The following is a 25,992-nucleotide window of genomic DNA, read 5'->3' as shown; positions in this document are numbered from 1 at the left end:
GATCGTCGTGCCGCTTATTGTTGTTCTTAAGCTCCTATTTATTCCTATCATCACTCTATTGATTATCCTGTCTTCCGTTCTGATGGACCTCTCGGATCGGATTGGATGGATGGTCACGATGGCGGTTCTTCTATACGGCTCGGTTATATTCGATCGAAAATTGAAATGGCTCCGATTCATGCAGCCCTTGTTTCTCGGCGCCTTTCACCTAGCAACCCAATTGAACTGGTGTATTCTGCTGTATTACATCCTGATGATTAATTTGATCCATAAGAAGAAGCATTTCAAGGAAATGATCCCGATTTGCCTTTTGATGCTTATTCAATATTCCGCGATTCGCTTGTCCTATATGCCTTTTACCCAATATAACCTGCTCGTCTCCATCTTTGACGGGCTTGCGTTGTTTGTGATCGTCATATCCTTCCATTTGGTTAACTCACTGGAGTCCGAGAAGAAACAGCTGCATATGCATAACGATTATCTGATCTTCCATGACCCCCTTACCGGCCTCTTGAATTATGACGGCTATTTGCACAAGGTTCAGCATACCATTGAGGCGAAGAAGCCCTTCCAGCTCGTCCTTCTTGACATCAACAATTTTCAATCGTTGAATGCCCAGGATATCGCAACCGCGAATGAAATTCTAATTAGCCTCTCCCGAGCGATTCGCACCCTGTTTGCCGGGAACATGCTCGCAGCTTCTCGTTACGCGGGTGACCGCTTCGCGATTCTGCTGCCAGAACATGTCCAAATTGACAGAAGTCTGTTTAAATTTGATCACATCGGAATCAAGGTAACCTATAGCATCACATGCTACCCTCACGAAGCGAAGACATTTCAAGAATTGGTGAGCAAGGCGGAGGAACGCGTTTTTCAAATGCGGCGAAACTCCTGGTTAAGAAGCCAAGAGGAGCTGCTTCGAACCGAGAAGATGAAGACGGTCGGGGAACTTGCTGCCGGCATGGCTCACGAAATTCGGAATCCGCTAACCTCCATTAAGGGATTCATTCAGCTGTCCAAAACGCAGAATTATAATATACAGCCTTGGTATGAAGTGATTATGGGCGAGATTACAAGAGTGGGGGAATTGACGGCGGAGTTCCTGCATTTTTCCAAGCCCCATGCAAGTAATATCAAGGTTGAATCGATGACCGATTGCCTGACACGCGTATTCTCCTTATGTGAATCGGAGGCGGTTTCACACGGCCATGTGTTGACGATGGATCTGCCGGATCAAGCCATCCTAATTCGGATGGACCGCGACAAAATCATTCAAGTTCTGATCAATCTGATCCGAAATTCCTTTCAAGCCATGGATCAGGCAGGCGTGGTGAAGCTCTCGATGCTCACAGCAGGCGGTAAGGCGATCATCGAGGTGGAGGACACGGGGAAGGGCATCGCAGAGGAAGACCTCCCCAAAATCTTCGATCCATTCTATACGACCAAGGAGGAGGGTACGGGTTTGGGGTTGTCGCTCTGTCAAAAAATCGTGGAGGATCATGGGGGAAAGATCATGGTGCATAGTCAGCTGAATGTCGGAACGGTGTTCACCCTCACATTCCCAATACCTTAAAGGAGATCTTTGGAACTTCCGGTATCTGAATGAATTGGCAGCATTGCATTCATAATACATAGGTGAAGAAAGATTAACGGATGCATGCCAAGGAGATGCAGGAAGGATGAGGAACTTGATAAGAAGCGCGTGGGATGAATCTTGAAATGGATATCGATTGCTGCGATTTTGCTGCTGCTGCAGAGCGGCCAGGATACAGGTCAATTGACGATTACGAATGACGGGAATGTGATATCGACTGTCAATCGGGAAGAGCACGCTCTAGACGTGTTTCCGCTGATGGACATGGAGAAGTACGAGGCGTGGGTCGAACAAGTAGACCAGAAAATCTATCATGAGGCACAGAACGCGAGGATCGGCAGCAACGGACAAATTATCCCGGGACAGAACGGCTACAGGCTTCACCGTGGAAAATTGCTGGAGCAGTATCAGGCATATCGTTATGGCACTGGGCCTGCGACAATCGAAGCGCCCAGACTTCCGATTTACCCCAAGGTGGACAGCGAAGTTCTGGCCTCCATCCGCGTCAAGCCGATCGGGTATTATGTGACTTATTATAATTCCCGCAATAGGAACCGTACCCATAATATCAATCTCGCGTCCAAAGCGATTGACAGCTTCGTCGTCTTTCCAGGCGAAGTCTTCTCGTTCAACAAGGTTGTCGGGATCAGGACGCCGAGCCGGGGCTATTTGCCTGCACCGGTTATCGTTCGGGGAGAATTATCGGAAGGGGTGGGCGGAGGAATATGCCAGGTGTCCTCTACCTTGTTTAATGCGATCGATCGGGCCGGTCTAAAAATCGTAAAGCGTTATTCTCACAGCCGCAACGTGCCTTATGTGCCTCCCGGGCGGGATGCAACGGTGAGCTGGGGAGGCCCGGACTTTGTGTTCGAGAACGCGTACAACGAGCCCATCCTGATCCGCGCCTTTTCCGGCGGAGGAAAGATGACCGTGTCGGTTTATTCTTCCGAGTTCATTGAATATAAGCCAAGGGAGGTTCCGAGCATGTCGAGGCGTTTACCGGAAGAAACGAAGGATGAACCCCATGATCACGATCCGGTAAGCCGGGATTAAGAGATGCCGGAACGATGGAGGACCTTCTTGGAACGTGGGGATGGAGAAACGGACTTGAACCAGTGGGCGCATAATGCGAACATCAGGACAAGCTCGACGGCTCCACCCCCATAATACATAAGCATGCCGCCCTGCTCAGCCGCTTCACGGGGCACCCCGACCGGCGGATAGGCATAGATGGCTTTCGACAGGATTGAGTGGCCAGCAGCTGCGAGTATTAAAGTAATCGCCCTGTTCCGGAAGCTATGGCGCCGTGAAGTCAGATCGATATAGAGGATGGAAATCGTGAACAGATACCCCGCTGCGAACAAATGGAAATGGAAGATCGCGTACAACAGCCGGTATTGATGCGTCAGTTGAAAAAGATCTGTCATATAAAGAAGCCACATACCGCCGATATTCCATATTGCTGCAACCCAAGGGTGGACGATCATATGCACCGCTTTGCTTCTGAGCAAGCGTGATAACTTTCGTGCAGACGGAACCGGCAATGCGCGAAGCAGGAGCGTTACAGGTTTTGCATACGCAATCAATATGGGGGCCAGCATGCCGAGCAACAGATGAACCAGCATATGGTTTTGGAAAGATTGATGAGAGTTCCGGGCGAGTGGACCCGCGACCGAGAGCATGACACATAAAATGCCGGCGGTCCAGCTTAAATACCGATGCAGCGGCCATGACCGGTGATGGCGATGGGTAGTGAGAGCGGCAGCAACATATACACCGATGCATAACAAGAGAAGAAGAAGCCCCGCCCAATCTCCTCCAAAGCTGAAACTATACGCATCCGAATGTGCTCCATGTTCATGATGATCGCTAAATGCTCCCGTATCGCTGTAAAGATAATGGACCATCATGATTCAGCTCCTTCCTTATATGTGCGGGCATGACGCGTGCGGAAAATTAGAACCAGACCGGCCACGATCATCAACGCAGCTATCACATTCCACACCCAGTCATAAGGGCGGATATCGACGTTATAGCGAATCTGATGCAGACGCATCAGCTTATGCTGGATGATGCCGTCGTAGAGCTGGAATACGCCGCCGCCAAGCAGAATACCTCCCAGCCATTTTATTAGCCAAAAGGCGTGCCGCCGATGAAGATCGGCCAGCATAAAGGAAGAGGCAATGGTCGAAAACCAGCTGAACGCATGGAATAAACCATCCGATACGAGACCGATATCCTTGGTCGATTTGTCATAAAAATGATGCCAGTGCAGCAGCTGGTGAAATACAACCTCGTCGATAAAAGCGACCAGCCCCAGTCCAAACAGGATTCCTGTCCACAAATTGCGCGAAGCGTATTTTTCGCGTTCCTTCCGATGATCACTAGCAGATTCGTTTGGTTTCATTCTCGTTTTCCCTCATTCGCAATTGGTATGCTCGGTAGATTTAGAGATTAGGTGACCACATCTACTCCAAGTTTAACCCGATTGTGAATCGGTTAATCCACGAAAAACCGAATCAGGCATCACCCGTCGAGTTCTTGAAGGTTTCTAATCCTGGTTCGTTAGGGGTTCACTTTTAGACAAATTTTCCCGACATAATGTTTTTGTAGGGCAGCATGTGCCTTATTGGCGTCCTCTAGTTCAAAAATATGATCGATATGAACGGTTAACTTATACTGTGAGATATATCGATGAAGACGGGCAATAATCTCGGGATCGGGTTCCCCGTTGTATCCAGCAGCTCTGATTCCAGCGGGTATCCGTAATTCAGGGCGTATCCCGTGAGGGTATACGAGTCGTCCGCCTTTACGGAGACAGTTGACGGCAGCATTAGCCGCATCTCCCCCCGCGGTAAACATAGCTGCATCGAATCCAGACGGCGCAAATTTCCTTGCCATCGAAGAGATATCCATATCTTTGCCGTTTACAATAGCATCGCAGCCAAGTTTCTTGAGCACGGCAACTCCGTCTTCACCCGAAGCAACCGCGAATACACGGACTCCCATAGCCTTCGCCAACTGCACGGCGATATGTCCAACCCCGCCGCTGGCGCCGAAGATGAGAATAGACTCCCCGTCTCGAAGTTGCAATACATCCTCCAGCCCGCGCAATGCGGTAATTCCGACTCCGGAAATAACTGCCGCTTCCTGCATGGTTAATTCATCCGGAATTCGGGACACATACTTAGCATTGACGGCTGCATATTCCGCATAGAAGCCGCCATTAGGATTCAGAAAGGCAGGTGCATATACCTGATCTCCCAAGTCAACATTAGTCACCTTCTCCCCACGTGCAATCACGATTCCTGAACCTTCGGAACCGAGAATATAAGGGAATTCTGATTCCAGGTTCAGCATTTCTGCATATCCGCCTTGTCGTTCGAAGGCATCCCACTCTCCAAGACCGGCATAAGCAACTCCAATCAATACATCTTCAGGACCGATCGTGGGCACATCAACCTCCTGATGGATCAGTTCATCTGGCCCGCCAAACCGATGAAGCACTGCAGCCCTCATTGTATTCAAATGTTTATTCATGACTACCCCTCCAATAAATGAGTTCTCCCTTGCAAAAACTAACTTATCATAATAACACGTCAATAATTGACATGTTATTATGCGAAAGAGGAATCGTTCTAACAGCCGGTTAATGAATTTACTTTTTTAGGAATTTAGATAGACTAGGGATAAAGTTAACATAATGTATGTTATGTAAATTATATTACGAGTCCGAGCAAGCTCGCTTTCATTCTTGCCGAAGCCAATTGCTCAACACCGAACCCATTTGCGCATCAGCCAGGCAGGGTTAAGTCACGGTCTTTTGGTCTACTGACTCGGCGCTTTTCCTTTGCTATATTGATGATATCTTTAAAGGAAAGGGGAGCATCGTGATGAGAAACGTTTCCGGAGATCATGCAGCGCTGCTGTTTCGCTTCTTTATTCCGTATGCATTGATTCTGCTAGGGTCTTTATGGGCCTTGTGGTTCGCATATGGCAAAACCTCGGCCGTGGTCGAGAACGAATCGGTCAAAAGCACTTTGGCAGCACTGAACCAAATCCAGGAAGCGTTTGACGGACGTCTCGCCGAGATCGAGACGATTGCAAGGCAGTTGTCAAGCGAATCAAAAATTCAGTCGTTTCAATTTGTGAACGAGCCGTTTGGCGGAACCCGTCCATATCAGCTGTGGGATTTAGAGAAAAGCTTGTTCAATTACCGGCTGGTGAACCATTTTATCGTGGATTATTACGTTGCTTACAAGAACAGCGGCATGATCCTCTCTCCGCGAAAGGTATACGCTGACAAGCAATACTACAACCTGCAGCTGCATTATGAGGGGATGAAGTATGAGGATTGGAGACATCAATTGTTCGGCGAATACCATTATAAGACGTACTTGCCGGAGAGGAGCATCATGTATGAACGAAAAACGTATTCCGTGGTCACCTACATGCAGTCTTTTGGATTGAAGGGTGGTGGTGGAGTTATCGCCGTGATGCTTGACAACAAGCAGATTCAAAATATGCTGCGAAAGCTCACGCCAGGACAAGGCGGATTCGCGTATATTGCGGACCCGAACGGGAATATCATCAGCTCAATCGGGCTGGATCAAAGGCCGGAAATATTGAAGGCGCTTCCCTTGGATGAGGGGGATGCCCACATTCGGCTGACGGGTCAGGAAATGTTAGTCACCAGAGCCGTCTCCCCACTCAGTGGCTGGAGTTTTGTATCGGCGCAGCCTAAGCAGCTCGTGTTAGAGAAGGTTTACGAAATCAAACGGGTGACGATGGCCGTATTCTTGTCAGCGTTGCTGCTTGGGCTCGCGTTGGCCGTTTATTTCGCTGACCGGAGCAGCAGGCCGATTCTGCGTATATTGCGCCTCTTACCGAAACCTCCCTCAGATTCCAAGAGGTCTTCGTCCAAACATTCCGTTGAATTTATCGGCTACACGGTGTCGGCGCTAATCGAGAACCATGATTCTCTGAAGAAAAGGCTTGCTGAGCAGATTCCGCTTTTGCGCAGCGTGTTCATGGACAGGCTTTTGAAGGGAGGCTATCCATCGCACAGGGAAATCGATGCGGCAATGGAGCATTCCCAGCTTAATCTTCGCGGATCTCAATACGCGGTTGCAATGATACGAATCCGAGGTTATGAAGGTCCGTTTGTGAAAGACATGCTTAAGGAGCTTGACATTATAAAAATAAAGCTGCAGGACTGCCTACATGCGTTGTACGGAGAAACGATTTTGTCGCATGACCTTGGGGAGAACCGTTTGGCTTTGGTATTTGCCGGTTCGGCCGGGGATGCCGCCAGTTCCGGCTTTGAGCCATCCTTAAGATCATGGATTCAGGAAGTATATGAGCGACTGATCGAAATAGCGGACACGGGATTATGTATTGCGGTGGGAGGGAGTCGATCCCAAGTGACGGAGCTCTACCGATCGTTCGGAGAAGCACAATTTGTCCTCCACCATGCTGAGTGGAACCGTCATCGTCCCATTCAATTTTACGCTGATATGGAGCCCGCGACGTTCACCTATTACTATCCTGCCGATGAGGAGCTTCGATTGATTCAGCTAGTAAAGTCCGGCAATCTGAACGAGACCCGGCAGCTTCTGGAACAGATCAAGGAGAAGAACGGAAGGGAGGGTCCGCTGCCGCTTGCAGTGGAACGGCTTCTGGCCCATGAGCTATGCGGAACCCTGATGAAATGCTGTCCACACCAGCGACCGGATCATGGCCGATCGGAAGCGATGGGGGCAGTCCACCAAGCCCTGGACCCTCATTCATCGCCCTCACAGGCCATGAATGCCGTATGCCGTGCGATCATTCAATTATGCATGGATTATGAGGAGAGCAAGAAAAGTCGAAATGATCGATTAACCAAACTATTGCTTGATTATATCGAGGAGCACTTTCGGGAACTCGATTTGAGTTTATCGGTGCTGGCCCGTGAAGCACAAACCTCGGAAGCATATGCTTCTTATTTTTTCAAGGAACAAACGGGCTGGAACTTCTCGGATTATGTGGAACACCTCCGGATGAATGAAGCGAAGCAGCAATTGTCTCATACGGATCGGCCGGTTAGCGATATTGCAGCTGCTGTAGGATATCTCTCCTTAAATACGTTCAGCAGGGCGTTCAAGCGAGCGAATGGAATCAGCGCAACGGAGTATAGGCGAATCTCCCGCGGAGGCTCAGCCGCTGATCTAAAGAAATGAAGATTCCTTGAATCGTGCAAAAAGGCAATTCTAAAAGGATGCATAACGCCTGAAAGATGAAGATTTACCGACCACTCGCATCTGTATATACTCCAATCACGGACCGGGACGAAATCTGATATGGATGGGAGTGATTGGTGCTGACTGGTTGGAAAAGGCTGCTTCGAAGCTGGCAGCTCTACGCGCTGTTTTTGCCGCCGCTGTTGTACATCATCATTTTTAAGTACGTACCGATGTATGGGGCTCAAATTGCTTTTAAAGAATTTAGCGTCACGAAGGGGATTAGCGGAAGTCCATGGGCAGGTTTCGATCAATTCGAGCGTTTCTTCCGTTCCCATGAATTTTGGCGGCTGCTGAGGAACACATTCTCCATTAGCTTGTATACCCTCATCGCCAGTTTTCCGTTTCCGATCTTGCTTGCGCTCGGCTTGAATTATGTGAAGAACCGCCGGTTCAAGAATACGGTTCAGATGGTTACATATGCTCCTTACTTCATCTCACTGGTCGTTCTTGTCGGCTTGATGCTGCAATTTTTGGATCCTAGGACCGGGCTGATCAATTCGATATTAGGCTGGTTCGGATTGGGGCCGTACCATTTCATGGCGGAAGCCTCATGGTTCCAGTCGATCTATGTCTGGTCGCATATTTGGCAGAACGTCGGCTTTTCCTGCATTATTTTTTTGGCTGCGCTTTCAAGCATCGATCCGGCGCTCCATGAAGCTGCCGTCATGGATGGGGCTACGAAGGTCCAGCGTATGCGGCATATCGATATACCGGGAATCATGCCCATTGCCGTCATTTTGCTTATTTTGAATACTGGGCAGCTGCTGGAAACCGGCTTTGAAAAAATACTGCTGATGCAGAACGCGCTGAATTTGCGCTCCTCTGAAGTCATTGATACGTACGTGTACAAGGTCGGTCTGGTATCTCAGGCGATGAATTTCTCCTATGCCACCGCGATCGGTTTGTTCAAGGCGGTGATCGGTTTCGTCCTGCTGCTCCTCGTCAATCAATTGGCCAAGAAGCTGAAGCAGGAGAGTTTATGGTGAAAGGAGACGAAGGCATGCGTAAATCGGCTATGAGGGAATCCGGTTCGGATCGTGTGTTTACGGTCGTTAACTATGTCCTGTTGTCCGTATTTCTAATCATGGTGCTGTATCCGCTAATTTATGTGGTCAGCGCTTCGTTCAGTTCCAGCAGCGCGGTGATTTCCGGGAAGGTATGGCTGTGGCCGGTGGAGCCAACCCTCGAAGGCTACCGGGCCGTATTTAAAAATGCCATGGTTGCAAAGGGCTTTATGAATACCCTGCTGTATACGGTGGCAGGAACGGCCATCAATCTGGTTTTATCCGTTATGGCGGCATATCCCTTGTCCCGTAAGGATTTTCGAGGCCGGGGCGTATTCATGCTCCTCTTTGTATTCACCATGCTGTTTAATGGCGGGCTCATCCCAACGTATCTGCTGGTCAAAGATCTAGGGATGATGGATACCGTCTGGTCCATGCTGATCCCCGGGGCGCTATCCGTCTGGAATGTCATTATTATGCGAACGTATTTCCAGACTACGATCCCGAATGAGCTGCTGGAGGCGTCACAGCTGGACGGCTGCTCGGATATAAGGTTCCTGCGGAGTGTCGTTATGCCCTTATCGGGGCCGATTTTGGCCGTCATCGCATTGTTCTATGCCGTTGGTCATTGGAATCAATACTTCAATGCCATGATCTATTTAAAAAGCTCCGATTTATATCCGCTTCAGCTGGTGCTTCGCGATATTCTCGTTCAAAACGAGATCAACATCGAAATGCTTGGCGACGCCAAGACCGCTGCGGCCAGACAAGGACTTCGGGAGCTTCTTAAATATTCCCTGATCGTGGTTACGTCCGTTCCATTGTTAATTGTGTATCCGTTCGTTCAGAAATTTTTCGTTAAAGGGGTTATGATCGGTTCTTTAAAAGGGTAGTTTATCCCAACTATTGTGGAGGTAGGTCATTTATGAGCAAACGAGCAAGGGTTATCATGAGCGCTTTCGCCGCATTATGCATCCTTCTTGCAGGATGTGCCGGCTCACCGAATCCCAAGGGAGCTGATCCGGATCAGGAGCGCGCAGCCGAGCAGATCGAATTGACTGAGCCCGGCACCTATCCATTGGTCAAAGAGAAAACAACGCTCAAGGTTATGGTGCGGGGAAATCCGCTTGTTGAAAATTTCGAAACGAATGAATTTACGAAATGGTACGAAGAGAAGACCAATGTGCATATTGAATGGGAAATCGTCCCCGAGCAAAGCATGCAGGAAAAGCTGAATTTGGTGCTCGCCAGCGAGGATTATCCGGACGTGATCCTGGGGCTTAACATATCGCCCGCGCAGCAAATGATATACGGGTCCCAAGGGGCATTCCTGCCGCTCAATGATCTCATCGAGAAACAGGGAACCCAGACGAAAAAAATGTTCGAGGACAACCCGAACATCAAGTCGATCATTACTGCGCTGGACGGAAATATCTATGCCCTTCCGGAAGTGAATGAGTGCTATCATTGCTCGATGAGTCAGAAGCTCTGGATCTATGAGCCGTGGCTTAAAAAGTTGAATCTCGACATGCCGGAAACGACGGAGGAATTCTACGAAGTGTTGAAAGCGTTTAAAGAACAGGATCCGAACGGAAACGGCATGGCCGATGAGATTCCGTTATCGATATCGCCGAAATCATGGAGCTCCTCCATCGATGCGTTCCTGCTTAACGCATTCGTGTACAATCCGGTTTTTAGTTCCAATTATAAGCATATATTCGTAAAGGACGGCAAGCTCGACGTCGCCTACAACAAGCCGGAATGGAGGGAAGGTCTCCGATTTATGAACAGGCTGTATGCCGAAGGGCTGCTCGCGCCGGAGTCGTTTACGCAAGATGACAACCAGTTGATTCAGATCGGCGAGAATCCCGATACGGTCATACTTGGAGCGTCGACGGGAGGTCATCAGGGCGTATTCACCCAGCTTCTTGGCGAAAGCGGACGATGGAAGGAATACAAGACCGTTCCTCCATTAAAAGGTCCTGGGGGTGTTCGCTATGCTGCTTTTGATTCAACCGGCTTGAATCCGGGAGCGTTTGTCATTACAAAAAAGGCAAAGCATCCCGAGCTGGCTTTACGCTGGGCCGACGGGTTGTACGAGCGGGAGCATACGCTGCGCAGCGTCTATGGACGGCCGGATCAGGAATGGCGTGAAGCGAAGGAAGGCGAAATCGGCATCAACGGGGAGCCCGCCGATTGGTCAGAGCTGAAGTCGTACGGGACCGTGCAAAACGTAGCGTGGATCCAGACCGGCCCGAGCCTCCGCACGAACGAGTTTCGATTGAGCGCGGTAGCCAAGGGCGAGGATGATCTGGAGGTCATTCTTTACAATGAAACCAAAAATAATTACGAGCCGCATAAACCGACAGACGTGAGCACGGTACCTCCATTATTCTTGAGTAATGAACAGGCATCCGAGGCAGCGGACCTGTCCAAGACGATTAACGATTATGTGGACGAGATGATGGCGCGCTTCATTATCGGGGATGCAAGCCTCGATAAAGACTGGGATGTCTACGTGCAGCAGCTGGAGGCGATGAATGTGTCCCGGCTGTTGGAGATTTACCAACAGGCATTTGACGGAAGAACCAAATAGGAGGGTTAGCATGAGGGTTGGAGTCAGCACGTACAGTTTGCTCCCGGCCATCCGTTCGGGTGAGATGACGATACTGGATGTTATCGATTGGATCACCGACAACGGCGGGGAGCATATGGAGATTGTTCCATACGGTTTTACGCTGGAGGACAATGAGGAGCTAACGGATGCGGTACGTAAGCGGGCTGAAGCGGCCGGGATCCAATTGTCGAACTATTCCATGCCGGCAAACTTTGTCCACGAGTCGAAAGAGGCGTTCGATGCGGAAGTGGAGCGGATCAAACGCCATGTAGATACGGTGCATCGGCTGGGCATAAAGCACATGCGGCATGATGTGACGGCTTTCACGCTGCCGCCGGAGAAGACGGGGATCGATTATGTCGAGGATAATTTAGAGCAAATCGTGAATGGATGCCGCCAGATCGCGGATTACGCTGCCCGATACGGGATTACGACGACGATCGAAAATCACGGCGTAAGCGTCCAAGCAAGCGACCGCGTTCAGCGCGTGCTCAAGGCAGTGGACCGGCCGAACTTCAAAACGACCTTGGATATCGGCAACTTTCTGTGTGTCGATGAACAGCCGCTCGTCGGCGTGAAACGTAATTTGCCATACGCTTCGCTTATTCATGTTAAAGATTTTTATTACCGTCCATATGACCAGGATCCAGGAGGAGGCCGGTGGTTTCGGACGTCCCACGGCAATTATTTGCGAGGCGCGATCTTCGGTCAAGGGGACCTGGATGTCCGCCGCATTCTTCGGCTGATCAAGGAATCCGGATATGACGGATTCATTACACTTGAATTTGAAGGGATGGAGGACTGCAGGGAGGGAACTCGTTTAGGTCTGGAAAATTTAAAAAGATTATGGGATGAAATCGAACCGCATGCTTGACGGCATCAGATACTTAATCTCATGAACTTCCAGCGCTTCAGCTAAATCATTATGACCAGTTCAACGGGCCAGTCGGGAGATATCCCCGGCTGGCCCATTTGCATGTACTCATGAATGAGCCTGCTCTATTCTAACATCGAGCGATTCCTCTATAGCTTATTCAATCGCCGATCATGTGCAGTAATCTCATACCCCCTTCTTGGGAAGGGGATAAGATCCCTTATTCATTTACAAATGATTGAAAATGAGATACCATATATAACATGGATATATATTATCCGAGTTAGTCGTGAATTACGAATGGAAGATAGACATACTGAATTCAGCCAAGCGAGGTGATGTTCATGCATATGAAGACCGGCGTGGAACAATCGGTGTATGCGCTTCTACTGCTTAATATGCTGCCTGACAAGGCTGTGCTCCCTGGTGAAGCGATCAGCCAGCAGCTCGGTGTATCAGCAACGTATTTTCAGAAGCTGCTAAGAAAGCTGGTGACTGCCGACATTGTAACGTCCGTTCCAGGCATTAAAGGCGGCTTCAAATTAAAGAAGAAAGCCGAAGATATTCGGGTGTACGATGTATACTTGGCGGTGGAAGGTCAGCAATCGTTATATTCCTCCCATGGCATCCTGGTGGATATGCTCGACTTGGAGAAAGAAGAAAGCTGTTGTTTGCTTTCCGATCTGATGGAAGAAGCCGAATCCTCGTGGAAGGCTGTCCTGAAGCGGGAGACGATTGCTTCTTTGGCGGAGGAGATGTGCAGCGAACGCTTTAAGGATAAAGTGTCCGCCTTGGAACAATGGATTCAGGACAAGATGGTTATATGATCGTGAAGAAGGGAAGGAATCCTATGAAATTAGGCGTACTGGACCAGGCACCTGTCACAAGCGGGAATACAGCGGCAGGAGCGCTGAAGAAAGCCGAGGAGCTTGCTATTCTTGCGGATGAGCTCGGTTATAGCCGGATGTGGATGGCGGAGCACCATGGCGGGCACGCCTTCGCCAGTTCTGCACCAGAGGTGACGGCTGCTCGCTTGGCTGCCAAAACGGATCGGATCCGCATCGGCACCGGCGGCGTGATGATGATGCATTATTCGCCACTAAAGCTGGCAGAAGTGTTCAAGACATTAAGCGCATTTTCCCCCGGGCGAATCGATTTCGGGGTGGGGCGCGCACCCGGTGGCGACACCAGTGCCATGTACGCTTTATCGGAAGGCCGCCAGCTGATGCTGCATAATATGTACGACAAGCTGGAGATCACCATGCAATTGATGAATGATGAGGTGCCGGAGAATGAACTGTATGCCAAAAATGCAGCCGCGCCTACAGAGGTTGCCCTGCCCGAGGTTTGGCTTCTGGGCTCCAGCGGCAACAGCGCACTAAAAGCTGCAGAGATGGGTGTCGGGTACTCCTTCGCTCAGTTTTTTAACGGAGCCATGAGTCGGGAGATTCTTGACCAGTACCGGAATCATTATCGGCCTTCTGTCTTCATGGAGAAGCCATTAATCAGTGTGTCCTATATGGTCACTACAGCGGAGACCACAGAGGAAGCCGAATACGAAGCGCTTCCGCAGGATATTTTCCGGCTGATGATGAGCAAGGGGCGGATTGTCCCGTTAATGACGCCCGAGGAGGCGCACCAGATGCCGCTGACCGAAATCGACCGCATGGCCATTCAAGAAGGACGGAAGATTCATTTGGTTGGCGCGGTGAAGGATATCGCAGCACGATTGCAGGAAGAGCAGGAACACTACGGATTTCACGAAGCGATGATTTGCAGCATCCCACATTCGCAGGAGAAACGGCTGGAGGTATACCGCTTGCTTGCTCGTGAGCTTCTGTCCTAGGGGAAAGCATGGTTCACGGAAGAAAGCTCTGATGCTCTGTTTCGTGCTGGAGCCGGTGGAACTTCATGACTTGCTGCTTTACAGGAATGAACATAGGTGCATGTGGATCGACTCCATATCGTTACATTCGGACAGGCTTCTGCCTGTCTTTTTATGTGGCTTGGATTAATATCGCCCCCAATGTGTCGAAAAAACGTGCTAGAATAGTAAAAATCTAGTATTCGTGAGTTCATGTTAAGAGGAGCCCGCTATGCCATTCACATTTGCACATCCCGTCATTACAATGCCTTGGTGGAAACGAAAGGATCTTCCGGTATCTGCACTGATCATCGGCTGCATGGCTCCTGATTTCGAATACTTCGTCCGCTTTCGTGCGGCAGGGGAATGGAGCCATGACGGCTGGGGAATTCTTTTCTTTAATTTGCCGGTCATCGCGATTCTCTTTATCATTTTTGAACAGGTCGTCAGACCCGTTGTTAATGCATACTTACCTAAGTGGTTTCCGTATCGATGGAGCAACGCGTCGCGCATGCCCGATTCTTTCAGAGGATGGAAGTTCGTGTTTCTGCTAGGAATCGCCGGCGTAGGGTCCCATCTATTATGGGATCAATTCACGCATCAAGGCGCCTGGGTCGTGAATCGCATCTCTTTGCTCACCAAAGTGATCCGTCTGGGTGCAATGGAAATACCGGCATATAAGCTGGCACAGCATGGAAGTACCCTGGCGGGGCTTTTGCTTACGCTGGGATGGGTCCATAATAACCTGTACAAGAGTCCAAAGGAAAGAAAACCGCTGCGGCCTATTTTGCCTTTTTGGTGCGTAGGGGCTGGTCTCTTTATCCTTCTGTTCGCCGTTTCATCGATCGCTTTTATAAAGGAGAGTGGAGGAGTTGCCGCTTTGCTTCGGCTTGTCGTACCGGCGATCAGCTGCCTCTTGCTGTCTCTGCTCATTGTTTGTCTGCTTTTCCGGCGAAACGTGTCTAGGCAACAGAACCGATAAAACAAGATCAAGCTTGCGGCCATCTTGATATTTTTGTCTCAGAAATAGATCGTTAATCATGTTAATTTTCCGCGCCACACATCCACCGGATTTGCTCAATCTTTGCGGGGGAGCAGTTTCATGCCGGTGTGCTCCAAGTGTACATCGACCATGACGGATTCGAGGGACTGTTTATTGATGATGGTGCTCATGCCGGAGGCCTGCTTCAATCTCTTCCAGGCAGCCGGGTTCTGCTTGAACACAAGGTGCTCTAGACTGTAAACGTCGGATTGCGTATCCATTCCTTTGTAGAAGGTAGCAAGGATCTCTTCCTTTACTACGTTTGCCGCGCTTTTTTCCAGTTCGGTCTTGGATACATCTTCGCTGACTTCAACCACATTCCCGTTTAATCGGACATGTATTCGAAATTTCGGCTCACCCTTGACGAAGGTAAGCTGGGTCTTGATTTTTGGGTTCTTAAGCACGACGACCCCTTTGATCCCCCCATCGGTTACGAGAAGTGGGGAACGTTTGGTCTCTTTCTGCATCCAGCGCAGCCCGTCGAGATCTTTAATATCAAGAAAGCCGCTTAATTTCTCATCGTATAGAGAAAAACCACCGTTAATTGACATTTTCGGATCTCGTTTGTCCATTGTGGACCATGTTTCGGTATCAATGGACAAGCTTGGAAGCATTTCCGTGTAGCCGGGCTCGGTTAAGTCCGCCAAAAAATCGAAATAGCGGATCGGCGCAATGATCGACCTTTGGTTAAACTGATCGATTGGTTCATGCAGAATGGTAAATAACGGGGACATGTTGAAGAAAGCCCGGGTGTTAAAGAGCTCTTCAATGGAGTGGCTGGTGCCGAATACCCAAGGCGTCATCCGGACCTCCTGGTACCGCCCGATAGAATCGAGTTTCGGGAGGATGGCTGATTTCAGGACCTTATCGCTGATAACGATACTTGAAACATGACTCCAGACGGTTCGTGTTTGCGAGGAATTGTATACCTGATCAACGGCCCAATTAATAGTCTTGCCCTTGGTTTTGGAGATCCAGACTTGCGCCGGGTTTTCTGATTTTCCGGTTTCTGCTTTAGCGACGGTTGTAAAGTCTAGCATTTGAGTATATACGACATACTGACCATCTTCATAATCGATGCCGATCGCTGTGACATAATTCATGTCCTGAACTTCTTTGATGTCCCAGCATCCAGTTAACGGAAGGATAAGACAGCAGACAGCGATGAGTTTGAATAGATAACGGTGAGCATGCATTTCATTCCCGTTCCTTTGCTTGTATGGTCGAATCGGTCGTTTGCAGCATTTCCGGCCGTCGTTTGTTAAAGGTCCACGGTAATTTGATCAGCGCATTCATGACATCCTTCAACTTGAGCGGCGAAATCGGAGCCAGGTATGGCAGTCCGAAGGACTCCAGCACGGATAGATACACGATAACGCTCATCAGGCCGATGAAAAATCCAAGCATGCCGAGAACGGACGACCATATCAAGATGTATAAGCGGATTAGGCTGACCGTACCGCTTAATGTCTGGTTGACCAAGGTGAAGGTGGCTACTGCCGTCGTAGCGGATACAACCAGCATCGTCGGGGATGTCAATCCGGCCCTTATTGCCGCGTCCCCGATGATAAGTCCGCCGAGCACCGCGATGGTCTGCCCAACGGCCTTCGGCAGACGGATGCCGGCCTCCCGGAACAGCTCGAACATGCCAAGCATCAATAAGATTTCCATAGGCCCGGATAATGGCAGTCCGAAGCGGGATACCGTAACCGTTGCCAGCAAAGGGAGGGGAATCTGGTCTAAATTGTAGCTGCTGAGGGAAATCCAGAATCCCGGAAGCAAAATCGCAATCAAAAGGCCTACCAGGCGAAGAAAACGTTCAAAGATGACAAAATGATAGGGAAAGTACGAATCCTCCGGCGACTTAAGGAGCTCGAACAGATTACATGGCCCGATAATCGCCATGGGAGATCCGTCCGCTAAAATAACGAAACGGCCACGAAGTAAACTTTGAACGACAAAATCCGGTCTGCCAATGTAATCAACAAGAGGGAAAAGTGCCAAGGAGGAATCACCAAGAGCTTCTTCCAGCTCCCCTGTGCTGACGAGGGCATCCACATGGAGATTTTGCAGTCGTTTTCTGGCTTCTTGGACAAGAGACGGCTGGGTAATGTCCTCGATGTAAAGCAGCGATACAAGGGTTTGCGTCCGGTTACCGATCACAAACTTCTCATTTTGCAAGGTGGTGGTCGGCAATCTTTTGCGTACCAAGGCGATATTGGTATTGAGATCCTCCGTAAAGCCGTCCTTGGCGCCTTTAATAGCCACTTCCGTGTTGGATTCCTCTGGCTGCCTCTTCGGAATCTGGGCAATATCAATCGAATACATGCATCTCTGATTCGTGAAAAACAGGATCAATCGGCCGGTAAACAGCAGCTTCCCCATTTCTTCCTTCGCCTTAATTTTCGTCCACTCCATAGAATTTTCCAGTTTTTCTATGATTTTTTCCCAAGATTCGGCGTCTACCAATTTACATTCCAAATCCGGAATGACGAATTGTGTCATTAATGAGGTATCAATCATCCCTTCACTGAATAATAGGAGCACCGGAAACGTTTCTTCCCGCTTGTGCGGAAAGGAGCGGATCACGACATCCGCCGAGTTTCCAAACATGGATCGAAGCTCCTGTTCATTTGGCATATCGTCAGTCACCGATTGTTTTGGTTGATTCACAGCCGTTGTATGGGAAGAGGGTTTAAGTTTGCGACGGTACATTTTGTTACGAGGCTTTTTTTGATTCATTGGAATTTTCCACCTTCGTTTTCGGCTTGAATGACACGGCGAGCGCAACAGCCAACGTAAAAATCGTGAGAAAGGCAAGGAAGGCTGCCGAGTATCTTCCAAACACGAATTGTTCAATTTGTTTATCGATTATCGGAAGGAGTGTCAACACGGAAAGCACAATCCCGGATGCGAACAGGAACCAGCGGCGGTGCATTCCTTTTTTGAAGCCTATTCCCTCGGCAATGATAAAAAAGAAGAGCGAGATGCGGATTAACGTACCGGATATCCACTGGTATAGAGCAAGGAAGTCAACATGTGTAATGTATTTCGTAATGGTGACGAGCATCCATTGCTCATATGCAGGATATCTGGATTGCATAGCCGGGATGGGGCCGAAGGCGGCAATAGCCCCCATTAAGGGGCCTAAGGTCAGACCCCCCAACAGTAAAGCCAGAATGGCGACACTAAGATAATTCATCCTGCGCTTCATATGATGGGTTAAGTAGATTAATACGAACAGTTCCATAAAGCCGCCGGCAGCCACGATCATGCCGCGCAGCATCGGTTCAACCCCATCGACAAATAAGGGGGTCAGCAAAGAGTAGTCCTTGTATTGTAAATTGGAGATTGCAACGAAATGGCCAAGAAGCCAGACCATCGGGAGCAGAATGCCGGATATGATGGCTATGGAGCGAATGCCATTATTGGCGACGACAGCGCAGAGGAGGACGATAATCAAGGATACGACAATTTTAGGCGTTTGAGGCAAATACGTTACCTGAACCCAAGTCGTGGTTTCCCTTAATATCACCATGGACATCCACATGAAATAGAGCGCCGTAATGGCAGCGAACACGCCTCCCCCGATTTTGCCGAACCGCTCCCTAAACCAGTCGAATATCGACTGCTGGCCGGTCCGTTTCATAATGTAGTAGACGATATAAACCCATCCGACATGCAGAATCGCGGTTAACAAGGTACCGAACCATGCATCTCGATTGGAGAGTTGCAGGATCAGAGGGATCAGGATGACATGATTGGTGATCCCTAGTGAGAGGAGCATGATGAAATATACGTTGATTAAGGAAATTTTTTTATTCATAGGCATCAAAAAGTCTCCATCTGTAAGGAATGCATGCTAATCCATTATAGTGAGTATTCACCAATCAGGCCGGATTTTATGTAATACTAGCCAGACTCACTGTCATACAAGTGCGAGAACACCCCAAAAAGTGAAGCGAAGCTTTGAAGCGGATGCCGAATACTTTTCGGGGACCCCGATACCACATTGGGGAAATGCTACGAAGGCATGCACTGGGCTAACACTGGTTTTCGGCCGCAGATGGAGCACAGGCGGTAGGAGAGAGGCTGTGTCGAATGCATGAAGTTTTTGCGATTACCCAAGAAATAATCATAATCTTGATCATCGTGGCAACCCTATAATGGGCATTACAATCGAGCGTATACCGTGTGGCCTTGTCCGGATCCAAACGATGGACAATCATGTCCTCTAGCCTTTCAAGGAAAGGAGAGAGAAGCAACCTTGATTAAAGGAGACGGTTTACGGAGCAAAGGACGAATGATGGGAAGGAGAACCATGTTTCTCTCTTAAAACTAGCAAGAGGTTAAATCGGAGAGTTAATTTAATTAATGCTATTAATTGATATGGACTCATATTAGTTAATGTCATTAACTAATGATAATTAATGTGATTAATTAAAAAAAATTCATGATATGAATTGAAGTTGTAGTTAATTGCATTAATAATTTGAATCCAAGATGTAGGTCCGCATTGTCTGAGCGAGGTAAGTTCTTGATATGAAAAAAGAAGCAGCGGTTATCTTTCTTGCTTTGAGGCCGCTGCTTCTTCTGGTTTGCAGATTTTTTGAGGCTTATTTACTTTTCTTCAAGCCGTAGCTTTCGCGAATCAGGGAGAAATAGTGGTCTGCACGGACGACTTCGAATTCTTCCCCTAAAGCTTCCGTTAACTTGACGGCATCGGACGGTGTCATGCTCCAGGCGAGCAGACCGAGGGAGACGAACAGCGGCGATTTTCCGTCCCAATTCGCTTTAGCCTCCTGAAGGACCTGCAGGCCGTCTTGCGCCGTACTGATGCCGCGAATCGTCGAAACCGGAAGACTATCATTCACGATTTCAACGCCATACTTATCTTCATAGCTGATAAAGAGACCCGGAACATCATATTCTTCCTCATAAGCAGAAGCTTTGAACGGCGTGAGCGGCACATTTTGGCTATCCACCCGGTTCAGCACATAAGGGATCGTCATCCCGGTCTTCTTAAGGTAATGCTGAGTCTGCTTCAGGAACTCGCCGAAGCTGGCGTCCGGCCATGCATTCGGGTAGAAGTATCCTGCTCCGGAAGGTCCGGCAATCAACAGGTCGTTCTCCGTTGCGGTGTTCAGATAGTAGTTCAGAATAGCAGGCGCGCCTTCGTGGAGAAGGGGACTGGAGGTCCAGTTGAGCGGCACCTTACCCCGTGCCGGATCATCCCACATCACCCGCATCCGATGCTGGTTGTACTGGAAGTTATCGCCTTCCGTAAAGGTATAGGTCACATAGATTTTGTTCTCGAGGGCCGGACGAGGCGACTTCTTGGCAGGCGCGTATTTTGGCTTCGTGCCTGAGAAGACGGTCAGGTTGCTAAACCAATCTGCCGCAAGCACATAGACGCCGTAGCGGGATGCGATTTCCACGGAGCTGAACTCACCTTCCACGTCATTGCTGAACCAGCCCAGGTAAGGCGTGCCCGGCTCAACGTCCGACATGATCTTCTCGAACAGGGCAAGCTGTTCAGGTACATTGGAGTCAAGCCAGAACACCATCGCTCGATTCGCGACGGCATAGTCCCTCAAGTAGGCATAGGGCTCCCGCTGCTCTGCCGACAGCGGCTTGATGTTGCCCGCAGAGACCTTATATTGGTTCCACATGTCCACCTCTGCGGTTAGCTGCTTCGTACCGGCAGGCGGCGTAAATTCATACACGAAATAGTTCCCGTTATCAGCAAAGCGGTGTCCGCCTTGACCTTCCAAAAACTTCGAATTTTGCCGATCATAGAGGTAGGCCTCTTCTTCGGGACTGCCTGCAATGAAGCTCGCGATCGTCTGTCCGTCTGCCTTGACCGTTACTTCGTGAATGGCCGGTCCCCAGCCGTCCTGCGGAAAAGCGTCGTCGAAGCGAAGATAAACCGCTGATTTACCGAGCAAAGGCGTAAGGTCCAGGCTGTATACATCCCGGTTGCTTGCGTCACGGATCTGCTCTTTCTCCTCCGCAATCGTAACGAAGGATTCAGGAAGACCAGGCGGAATGCGAATCGCAGTATCCGGTGCGAGTCCGACTAACATCTGATGCGTCGTTTGATCCCACAGCTGCTCATACTGCCAGTTATATGCTTCCATCCGGCTGTTGAATTTCCCCCGCAGATCCTCCAGAACATTCAAATGGTAAGGTGCGGCGGACAATTTCTCGGCCAGTTCCGGACTTGCAACGACCGCATCCTTGAGACCAGCCAGCGTCGTTGCCACATTGATGGTATCCGGGACGTCCGGATCATAAATGATCATGCCGGCTGCCTCGCTGCGATAAAGATCGAATACTTTCCAGTAATCCTCATGGAGCGTATAAGGCACTGCCAGATCCTCCAGCCAGGTCGTCTTCCCCTCCTCATCGGACTCGATCAAATAAATGCGGGGAAGCTCACGGTTAACGATCCCTTGTAGAGTTCCAAGCAGTAGCTTCACATCGCCGGGGGCGTCGTAAATATCGGCCGCGTCCAGATGCTTTGGCTTCTTGAAGCTTGGAAGCTCGCGATGTTTCGTGATTTCCGGTTTGGCTGCCGGCACTTTGGATTCCGTTGCGAAAGCGAACCCGGTAGATAAAGTGAATGAGCAGATGATCGCTAAACAAATAATCGAGAAATTACGGGCCATAGGTTACACTCCTTGTCATTCATGTAAGGGGATCGGAGTGAGTGTGTCGTATCGTCATCATATCCCTCCTTTGCGATTAGCTTTCCATCTATTTGACACATCACCACCCAACACATATTAAATATATACAACAATATTTTTACAAGGGGTTCGACAAAACTTCCTGAAATTCTTGCGGATCAGCCACTTTTTTCGGTTCGTATCATGCTGAACCTATGGGATATGCACTCGATATACGCTTGTTTATTGCGCAGGGTTGTGTAAGGATATATTATATATTACAAATATCATGAATGAATTGGTGATGAGATTAGAATGAGTGTAAATGATCGTATTCCGCTATACCAGCAAATCCAGGATTATATTAAACAGGTCATCGCAACCGAAAATATGAAGCCCGGAGACCGCATTCCGACCGAGAAGGAGCTGATGGATCAGTTTCGGGTCAGCAAAATTACGGTAGCCAATGCTTTGACTGGGTTAGCAAACGAAAAAATCATATCAAGGGTTCCGGGCAAAGGCAGCTTTGTGGCCAAGGGGGCAGAAACGGCCCTTGCTCCTTCTTCCGGGGAACCGGAGGCGAGAGCAAACGAGATATCGGAGGCTGTGGGCTTAATCGGCGTGATTATGCCTAGCATCCATGATTATTTTGCGATTCGGCTCGTTGAAGGGATCGAGCGCGCGCTGATGAATGAAGGATACCGCAGCATGATTATATTGACCCACGGCAAGCTTGAAAAAGAACAGGAAGCGATCAAAGAGCTGAAGTCGCTCGGGGCCGAGGGTTTGCTGATTTTTCCCATCGATGAGGAAAATTACAACGAGGAAATCCTCGGGATGAAGCTGGCGGGCTTCCCGTTCGTACTGATCGACCGATACCTGCCAGGGGTGGAGACCCACTATATTGCCGCGGATGGCCGAAAGGGGACGCGGCTTGCTGTCGAGCATTTATGGGAGCTCGGGCACCGCAACATTGCGATCTGCTCGGATTCTCCGCTTCAGACGGTTACGGTTCAAGAGCGTATAGAAGGGTATATCGAAGCGTTAAAAGACAAGGGAGCGCTGATCAATCCGGCGCATATGATCACCGACTTCAAGCCGCTCAACGAGCTGAAAGACGCCGAAGCCCACCCGCTTTACCGGTATATCCGGAACCGGATGGTTACCGCCTATATTTCGCTGAACGGAAGACTGGGTGTGCAAATTTATCAGATGGCCCGGCAGGCAGGCCTTCGGGTGCCGGAAGATGTATCGATCGTAAGCTTTGACGACCCTACGTCCATCGTGGACGAGTTCAGCATATTCACCCATGTGAAACAATTCGAGCGTGATATGGGTTACCGGGCGGCTATGAAACTGCTCGATGTGGTCCGAAACCGCGAAGAAGTAAAGCATTACAGCAAAATGATCATCGACCCCGAGCTTGTTGTCCGGCAAACCTCGGGCCCTGTTCCGAACACTTGACCAAATGCAGCGAGAAATAGAGTGAACGACCACGAAAATGGCCAGCCAGAAGATTCATTTTAAGTCTGGTAATGCGTAAAAACCTTCTCCCCAGGCAGGGCGAAGGTTTTTTTGCGTTATCTTGCGGGGACGTGTTCAGCACAAACAGGCATGAAACATTATGCCTCTTGAACACAGATCGTGAACTGACGGAACGCGGCTGTTGTCGAGGAGTCATAAATCATTATTCAAACAAAAACATATTGAATATATTAATATTATATATTATATTCTAGAAAATGATGTAAGCGATGTTTGAAGCTAAGACGTATTAGCGGACTATAAGATGGGCGAGGAGGGAATTGTTCGTGCAAAGAGACCGATCGCAAGAACGAACCGGATTTCAGGAATCAGCGCCGTATCATCCCGATTACGATCTGCAGACGGATTTTGTCATGGTCTATGGTATTGACGATACGATGCCGGAGCGCATCCGACAGTGGAAGGAGCAAGGGTATATCGTACACCTGATGACAGGTGTGGCATGGGGGAAATACAACAGTTATCTGGACGGCCAGGTGGACGGGGAGCCGCATTGGGATGAAGCCCAGACGGATCGCCGCGGAGAGATGATCCTCCACGGGACGAAGCCCGTCATTCCTTATATGGTGCCGACCATTTCATTCGGCCGGTATCTTGGGGAGCGCATTCGGATCGCCGTTGACGCCGGCGTGGAGGCGATTCATTTGGAGGAGCCGGAATTTTGGGTGAACGGGGGATACTCGGAAGCGTTTAAGCGGGAGTGGCAGCTGTATTACAAGGAGCCGTGGATCTCGCCGCATGCATCCGCCGACGCACAATTCCGCGCATCCAAATTGAAAGCGTATTTGTATACGCGGGTGCTGGACCGGTTATGCGGGGAGATGAAGGACTATGCATTGAAGCGTTATGGTCGCGTCCTTCGCTTCTATGTTCCGACACACAGCCTGATCAACTATACACAGTGGCGAATCGTCAGTCCGCAGTCGCGGTTAATCGAGCTTCCGGGCGTTGACGGCTACATCGCCCAAATCTGGACCGGAACTTCCCGGACACCGAACGTATACGAAGGGGTGCGTAAGGAACGAACGTTTGAAACCGCTTACCTTGAGTATGGCATTATGCAGGAGCTCGTGAGGGGAACGGACCGAAGAATGTGGTTCCTGCACGATCCGATTGAAGATAATCCGAACCATACCTGGGCGGATTATAAACAGAATTATTTGAAGACTGTAACCGCTTCGCTTCTACATCCAGGCGTTTCGCATTTTGAGGTTGCTCCATGGCCGCGCAGAATCTTTAAAGGGACCTATCCTGCCGAAGACGGGTCCGGCAAAGAATCGATACCGACGGCTTACGCGACCACGCTTCTCAATGTCATGCACACGCTTGGCAATATGGGGCACGATGATGTAAATGAGAGCGATGGAGAGCCCTTGCAGGTCGGCGTTTTGATTGCGGATTCGGCCATGTTCCAGCGGATGAAGCCGGAGGAAGGCGCGCCGGATGCCGGAAAGTATGACGGTACGGATCCGGAAGGCTTTCAGCAGGAAGGGGATACCGAGCTGCTGGATTTCTCCCCGTTCTACGGTCTTGCACTCCCGCTGCTGAAGCACGGTATACCCGTTCGACCGGTGCAGCTGGACAACGTAAGGCGGTACCCTGGGTATTTAGCGCCGTATCGGGTGCTCGTGCTAAGCTATGAGTTCATGAAGCCGGAATATCCGGACATCCACCATGCGATCGCCCAGTGGGTTCGGGAAGGCGGAGCTCTCATCTACGTAGGGGACGATTCCGATCCGTATCACGGCATTCGGCATTGGTGGAATGAGGGCGGCGATCATGGGCGTGCCTACGGATCTCCTCGCGCACATCTGTTCGAACAGCTGGGGGCGGTTGATTGGGGAGATATCGAATCGGGAGATGGTATCCGGCAGCTGGGTAAGGGAGCGGTCTGCTGGCTGCAGGCGGACCCGTCCGACCTGGCAAGGAGCAAATCCGGCGCGGATTGGCTGCGCCAGTCCGTCCAGAAGACGGTCACGCTTCTATCGGGCGATGATTCCTGTTGGAAGCCGAAGAATTACTACAAGATTAGACGGGGGCCATATTGGGTTGCCGCCGTTCTGGAGGAATCCATTAGCTCCGATCCGCTCGTGATCCGGGGACCGGTGGTCGATGTGTTCGATCCTCAGCTCGGCGTGCTGACAGAGGTGCGCTTGGATCCGGGGCAACAAGCACTGCTTTACGATGTGGAAGCCGGACGACCGCCCGAAGGCGAAGTCGCTGTCATCTCGGCTTCCTCCCGAGTAGAAGATTTGACCGGCGTGCCCGGCGGATTTCGCTTTATGGCTCGGGGCCCGGCCAATCTGAAGGCGACCGCCCGATTATATTGTCCGGTACAACCGGTCTCCGCAACGCAAGGCAGGACGGCTTCAATTGCCTGGGAATGGGATTCAGCCACACGCACCGTGCTCCTGCGTTACGAGCATGGCGCGAAGAACCGTTGCGAGATTCATGTCTATTGGGAGGAGCAAGAGCTGGGCACAAGCCAATGACGCTG

19 protein-coding genes are annotated in these 25,992 nt (G+C 50.0%); 12 read left to right on the top strand and 7 right to left on the bottom strand.

Annotated elements, in window-relative coordinates; all coding sequences use genetic code 11:
• Nucleotides 1–7 precede the first annotated feature (7 nt).
• Both NSQ46_RS15640 and NSQ46_RS15635 read left to right on the top strand, forming a co-directional pair.
• Complete coding sequence (locus NSQ46_RS15640; RefSeq protein ID WP_251534916.1) at nucleotides 8–1,573, top strand: ATP-binding protein; 1,566 nt, start codon at nucleotides 8–10, stop codon at nucleotides 1,571–1,573.
• Between the two features lie 141 nt (nucleotides 1,574–1,714).
• On the top strand, nucleotides 1,715–2,647 hold the full coding sequence (locus NSQ46_RS15635) for a VanW family protein (protein ID WP_251534914.1): 933 nt from the start codon (nucleotides 1,715–1,717) through the stop codon (nucleotides 2,645–2,647).
• Here NSQ46_RS15635 and NSQ46_RS15630 read toward each other — a convergent pair.
• The 3 genes from NSQ46_RS15630 to NSQ46_RS15620 all read right to left on the bottom strand — a co-directional run bounded on the left by NSQ46_RS15630 (nucleotide 2,644) and on the right by NSQ46_RS15620 (nucleotide 5,134).
• Nucleotides 2,644–3,504 (bottom strand): cytochrome c oxidase assembly protein, encoded by an 861-nt coding sequence (locus NSQ46_RS15630; protein WP_251534912.1) that lies wholly within the window; start codon nucleotides 3,502–3,504, stop codon nucleotides 2,644–2,646. The genes NSQ46_RS15635 and NSQ46_RS15630 overlap by 4 nt on opposite strands.
• Nucleotides 3,501–4,001, bottom strand: coding sequence for a DUF2243 domain-containing protein (locus tag NSQ46_RS15625; protein WP_251534910.1), 501 nt, complete (start codon nucleotides 3,999–4,001; stop codon nucleotides 3,501–3,503). Before NSQ46_RS15625 ends, NSQ46_RS15630 begins: the two co-directional genes overlap by 4 nt.
• Before the next feature lie 158 nt (nucleotides 4,002–4,159).
• Nucleotides 4,160–5,134 (bottom strand): NADP-dependent oxidoreductase, encoded by a 975-nt coding sequence (locus NSQ46_RS15620; protein WP_341341987.1) that lies wholly within the window; start codon nucleotides 5,132–5,134, stop codon nucleotides 4,160–4,162.
• 353 nt (nucleotides 5,135–5,487) lie between these two features.
• Between NSQ46_RS15620 and NSQ46_RS15615 the strand changes: the two genes are divergently transcribed.
• From NSQ46_RS15615 to NSQ46_RS15580, 8 genes are all read left to right on the top strand, one after another.
• Entirely contained in the window at nucleotides 5,488–7,815 is a 2,328-nt protein-coding gene (locus NSQ46_RS15615) for a helix-turn-helix domain-containing protein (RefSeq protein ID WP_342573841.1), read from the top strand.
• 137 nt (nucleotides 7,816–7,952) lie between these two features.
• Nucleotides 7,953–8,864 carry an ABC transporter permease subunit gene (locus tag NSQ46_RS15610; protein ID WP_251534901.1) on the top strand — a complete coding sequence of 304 codons (912 nt, stop codon included), beginning with the start codon at nucleotides 7,953–7,955 and terminating at the stop codon, nucleotides 8,862–8,864.
• A 14-nt stretch (nucleotides 8,865–8,878) separates the two neighbouring features.
• Nucleotides 8,879–9,775 carry a carbohydrate ABC transporter permease gene (locus NSQ46_RS15605; RefSeq protein WP_040739661.1) on the top strand — a complete coding sequence of 299 codons (897 nt, stop codon included), beginning with the start codon at nucleotides 8,879–8,881 and terminating at the stop codon, nucleotides 9,773–9,775.
• Nucleotides 9,776–9,807: 32 nt separating this feature from the next.
• Entirely contained in the window at nucleotides 9,808–11,478 is a 1,671-nt protein-coding gene (locus NSQ46_RS15600; RefSeq protein ID WP_251534899.1) for an ABC transporter substrate-binding protein, read from the top strand.
• A gap of 10 nt (nucleotides 11,479–11,488) precedes the next feature.
• Nucleotides 11,489–12,373 (top strand): sugar phosphate isomerase/epimerase family protein, encoded by an 885-nt coding sequence (locus NSQ46_RS15595; protein WP_251534897.1) that lies wholly within the window; start codon nucleotides 11,489–11,491, stop codon nucleotides 12,371–12,373.
• 344 nt (nucleotides 12,374–12,717) lie between these two features.
• On the top strand, nucleotides 12,718–13,200 hold the full coding sequence (locus tag NSQ46_RS15590) for an Rrf2 family transcriptional regulator (RefSeq protein WP_251534895.1): 483 nt from the start codon (nucleotides 12,718–12,720) through the stop codon (nucleotides 13,198–13,200).
• Between the two features lie 23 nt (nucleotides 13,201–13,223).
• On the top strand, nucleotides 13,224–14,219 hold the full coding sequence (locus tag NSQ46_RS15585; RefSeq protein ID WP_251534893.1) for an MsnO8 family LLM class oxidoreductase: 996 nt from the start codon (nucleotides 13,224–13,226) through the stop codon (nucleotides 14,217–14,219).
• 250 nt (nucleotides 14,220–14,469) lie between these two features.
• On the top strand, nucleotides 14,470–15,219 hold the full coding sequence (locus NSQ46_RS15580; protein ID WP_251534891.1) for a DUF4184 family protein: 750 nt from the start codon (nucleotides 14,470–14,472) through the stop codon (nucleotides 15,217–15,219).
• Nucleotides 15,220–15,314: 95 nt separating this feature from the next.
• On the opposite strand, the gene NSQ46_RS15575 is transcribed toward NSQ46_RS15580, so the two are convergent.
• The 4 genes from NSQ46_RS15575 to NSQ46_RS15560 form a co-directional block, all read right to left on the bottom strand.
• Nucleotides 15,315–16,475: a Ger(x)C family spore germination protein gene (locus tag NSQ46_RS15575; protein ID WP_251534888.1), complete on the bottom strand. Its 1,161-nt coding sequence runs from the start codon at nucleotides 16,473–16,475 to the stop codon at nucleotides 15,315–15,317.
• A 1-nt stretch (nucleotide 16,476) separates the two neighbouring features.
• Nucleotides 16,477–17,892 carry a spore germination protein gene (locus NSQ46_RS15570; RefSeq protein WP_251534887.1) on the bottom strand — a complete coding sequence of 472 codons (1,416 nt, stop codon included), beginning with the start codon at nucleotides 17,890–17,892 and terminating at the stop codon, nucleotides 16,477–16,479.
• A 106-nt stretch (nucleotides 17,893–17,998) separates the two neighbouring features.
• Nucleotides 17,999–19,111, bottom strand: coding sequence for an endospore germination permease (locus NSQ46_RS15565; protein WP_251534885.1), 1,113 nt, complete (start codon nucleotides 19,109–19,111; stop codon nucleotides 17,999–18,001).
• A 784-nt stretch (nucleotides 19,112–19,895) separates the two neighbouring features.
• The gene (locus tag NSQ46_RS15560; protein WP_342576966.1) at nucleotides 19,896–21,950 is read right to left on the bottom strand and encodes a GxGYxYP domain-containing protein; all 2,055 of its coding nucleotides are present in this window, start codon (nucleotides 21,948–21,950) and stop codon (nucleotides 19,896–19,898) included.
• Nucleotides 21,951–22,265: 315 nt separating this feature from the next.
• Between NSQ46_RS15560 and NSQ46_RS15555 the strand changes: the two genes are divergently transcribed.
• Entirely contained in the window at nucleotides 22,266–23,414 is a 1,149-nt protein-coding gene (locus NSQ46_RS15555; RefSeq protein WP_251534880.1) for a GntR family transcriptional regulator, read from the top strand.
• A 347-nt stretch (nucleotides 23,415–23,761) separates the two neighbouring features.
• Entirely contained in the window at nucleotides 23,762–25,987 is a 2,226-nt protein-coding gene (locus tag NSQ46_RS15550; RefSeq protein WP_342576965.1) for a hypothetical protein, read from the top strand.
• The last annotated feature ends 5 nt before the right edge of the window (nucleotides 25,988–25,992 follow it).

The sequence above is a fragment of the Paenibacillus sp. FSL M8-0142 genome, from assembly GCF_038597315.1.
GTDB lineage: Bacteria > Bacillota > Bacilli > Paenibacillales > Paenibacillaceae > Paenibacillus_AQ > Paenibacillus_AQ lactis.
Note: the sequence above shows the minus strand (reverse complement) of the source record. Positions and strands in the feature narration are given on the sequence as shown.